The sequence below is a fragment of the Stenotrophomonas sp. 278 genome, from assembly GCF_003935715.1.
Lineage (GTDB): Bacteria > Pseudomonadota > Gammaproteobacteria > Xanthomonadales > Xanthomonadaceae > Stenotrophomonas > Stenotrophomonas maltophilia_AH.
The window spans coordinates 1-3,422 of sequence record NZ_RHPP01000202.1 but is presented as its reverse complement, the minus strand read 5'-3'; the positions used below and the strand labels follow the sequence as shown (position 1 = coordinate 3,422).

The 3,422-nt window shown below is 53.2% G+C and carries 1 tRNA gene and 2 rRNA genes; all 3 read left to right on the top strand.

The window, feature by feature from the left end:
* Positions 1-5 precede the first annotated feature (5 nt).
* The 3 genes from EGJ34_RS20250 (at position 6) to rrf (ending at position 3,413) form a co-directional block, all read left to right on the top strand.
* Positions 6-82, top strand: a tRNA-Ile gene (locus tag EGJ34_RS20250).
* Between the two features lie 227 nt (positions 83-309).
* Positions 310-3,187, top strand: a 23S ribosomal RNA gene (locus EGJ34_RS20245).
* A gap of 111 nt (positions 3,188-3,298) precedes the next feature.
* Positions 3,299-3,413: ribosomal RNA gene (gene rrf / locus EGJ34_RS20240) — 5S ribosomal RNA — on the top strand.
* Positions 3,414-3,422 lie beyond the last annotated feature (9 nt).

Genomic DNA, 3,422 nt, shown 5'->3' with positions numbered 1-3,422 from the left:
CATTTGGGTCTGTAGCTCAGGTGGTTAGAGCGCACCCCTGATAAGGGTGAGGTCGGTGGTTCGAGTCCTCCCAGACCCACCATTCTCTGAATGACGCATACTAAAGAATTGATTTACGCATCGGCATTGTGGCCGGTACGTGTTCTTTTAAAACTTGTGACGTAGCGAGCGTTTGAGATGTTCTATCAGACGTGTCGTGAGGCTAAGGCGGAAGACTTGAATGTCTTCTTATTAATTGAGTCGTTATATTCGTATCCAGGCTTTGTACCCCTGGATCATGTATGACCGGAAGGCAACTTGCGGTTATATGGTCAAGCGAATAAGCGCACACGGTGGATGCCTTGGCGGTCAGAGGCGATGAAGGACGTGGCAGCCTGCGAAAAGTATCGGGGAGCTGGCAACAAGCTTTGATCCGGTAATGTCCGAATGGGGAAACCCACCCGCTTGCGGGTATCGTGCAGTGAATACATAGCTGCTCGAAGCGAACCTGGTGAACTGAAATATCTAAGTAACCAGAGGAAAAGAAATCAACCGAGATTCCCTGAGTAGCGACGAGCGAACGGGGACTAGCCCTTAAGCTGGTATGGTTCTAGAAAAACAGTCTGGAAAGACTGGCCATAGAAGGTGACAGCCCTGTATTCAAAAGGGCCATTCCAGTGAAGACGAGTAGGGCGGGGCACGTGAAACCCTGTCTGAACATGGGGGGACCATCCTCCAAGGCTAAATACTACTGACCGACCGATAGTGAACCAGTACCGTGAGGGAAAGGCGAAAAGAACCCCGGAGAGGGGAGTGAAATAGATCCTGAAACCGTGTGCGTACAAGCAGTAGGAGCTCGAAAGAGTGACTGCGTACCTTTTGTATAATGGGTCAGCGACTTACTGTTCGTGGCAAGCTTAACCGTATAGGGGAGGCGAAGGGAAACCGAGTCTGATAAGGGCGCATAGTCGCGGGCAGTAGACCCGAAACCGGGTGATCTAGTCATGCCCAGGGTGAAGGTGCGGTAACACGCACTGGAGGCCCGAACCCACTCCCGTTGCAAAGGTAGGGGATGAGGTGTGATTAGGAGTGAAAAGCTAATCGAACCCGGAGATAGCTGGTTCTCCTCGAAAGCTATTTAGGTAGCGCCTCATATGTATCCTCTCGGGGGTAGAGCACTGTTATGGCTAGGGGGTCATCGCGACTTACCAAACCATTGCAAACTCCGAATACCGAGACGGACTGTATGGGAGACACACGGCGGGTGCTAACGTCCGTCGTGAAAAGGGAAACAACCCAGACCCACAGCTAAGGTCCCAAATTTTGTGCTAAGTGGAAAACCATGTGGAAAGGCACAGACAGCCAGGAGGTTGGCTTAGAAGCAGCCACCCTTTAAAGAAAGCGTAATAGCTCACTGGTCGAGTCGGTCTGCGGGGAAGATTTAACGGGGCTAAGCACAGAACCGAAGCTTGGGGTGCATAACTTTGTTATGCGCGGTAGAGGAGCGTTCCGTAAGCCTGCGAAGGTGGATTGAGAAGTCTGCTGGAGGTATCGGAAGTGCGAATGCTGACATGAGTAACGATAATGCGGGTGAAAAACCCGCACGCCGAAAGCCCAAGGTTTCCTTGCGCAACGTTAATCGGCGCAGGGTGAGTCGGCCCCTAAGGCGAGGACGAAAGTCGTAGTCGATGGGAAGCAGGTTAATATTCCTGCACCTCGCGTAAGTGCGATGGAGGGACGGAGAAGGTTAGGTGTACCGGGCGTTGGTTGTCCCGGGGAAAGGCGGTAGGTTTGGATCTTTGGCAAATCCGGGATCCTTTAAGACCGAGCACCGAGACGAGTCTTTAAGACGAAGTCACTGATACCACGCTTCCAGGAAAAGCTCCTAAGCTTCAGCTTACGCAGACCGTACCGTAAACCGACACAGGTGGGTAGGATGAGAATTCTCAGGCGCTTGAGAGAACTCGGGTGAAGGAACTAGGCAACATGGCACCGTAACTTCGGGAGAAGGTGCGCCCTTTTTGGTGGCTCATGCGAGCTATAGCTGAAGAGGGCCGCAGTAACCAGGCCGCTGCGACTGTTTATCAAAAACACAGCACTCTGCAAACACGAAAGTGGACGTATAGGGTGTGACGCCTGCCCGGTGCTGGAAGGTTAATTGATGGGGTCAGCCGCAAGGCGAAGCTCTTGATCGAAGCCCCAGTAAACGGCGGCCGTAACTATAACGGTCCTAAGGTAGCGAAATTCCTTGTCGGGTAAGTTCCGACCTGCACGAATGGCGTAACGACAGCGGCGCTGTCTCCACCCGAGACTCAGTGAAATTGAAATCGCTGTGAAGATGCAGCGTTCCCGTGGCAAGACGGAAAGACCCCGTGAACCTTTACTATAGCTTTACACTGAACGTTGAGTTCGTCTGTGTAGGATAGGTGGGAGGCTATGAAACCATGGCGCTAGCTGTGGTGGAGCCATCCTTGAAATACCACCCTGTCGTGCTTGACGTTCTAACCTGGGCCCATTATCTGGGTCGGGGACCGTGTATGGTGGGTAGTTTGACTGGGGCGGTCTCCTCCTAAAGAGTAACGGAGGAGCTCGAAGGTACGCTCAGCGCGGTCGGACATCGCGCACTGTGTGCAAAGGCATAAGCGTGCTTGACTGCAAGATCGACGGATCAAGCAGGTAGGAAACTAGGACTTAGTGATCCGGTGGTTCTGTATGGAAGGGCCATCGCTCAACGGATAAAAGGTACTCCGGGGATAACAGGCTGATACCGCCCAAGAGTTCATATCGACGGCGGTGTTTGGCACCTCGATGTCGGCTCATCACATCCTGGGGCTGTAGTCGGTCCCAAGGGTATGGCTGTTCGCCATTTAAAGTGGTACGCGAGCTGGGTTCAGAACGTCGTGAGACAGTTCGGTCCCTATCTGCCATGGGCGTTGGAGATTTGAGAGGGGCTGCTCCTAGTACGAGAGGACCGGAGTGGACGAACCTCTGGTGTTCCGGTTGTCACGCCAGTGGCATTGCCGGGTAGCTATGTTCGGAAGCGATAACCGCTGAAAGCATCTAAGCGGGAAGCGCGCCTCAAGATGAGATCTCCCGGGGCACAAGCCCCCTGAAGGAACCATATAGACTATGTGGTTGATAGGTCAGGTGTGTAAGTGCAGCAATGCATTGAGCTAACTGATACTAATGATCCGTGTGGCTTGACCATATAACCTCAAGTTGCCTTGGCTTTACGACAGCGTCGTAAGAGCATCCAAGTGCACGCTACGTCACAAGATCTATGCGAGACAGGCGCTCTAAGCGCTGCTCCAACCGTCTCCCTGGTGAAATTAGCGCTGTGGAACCACCCGATCCCATCCCGAACTCGGAAGTGAAACGCAGCTGCGCCGATGGTAGTGTGGCTCAAGCCATGCGAGAGTAGGTCATCGCCAGGGTTTACACCC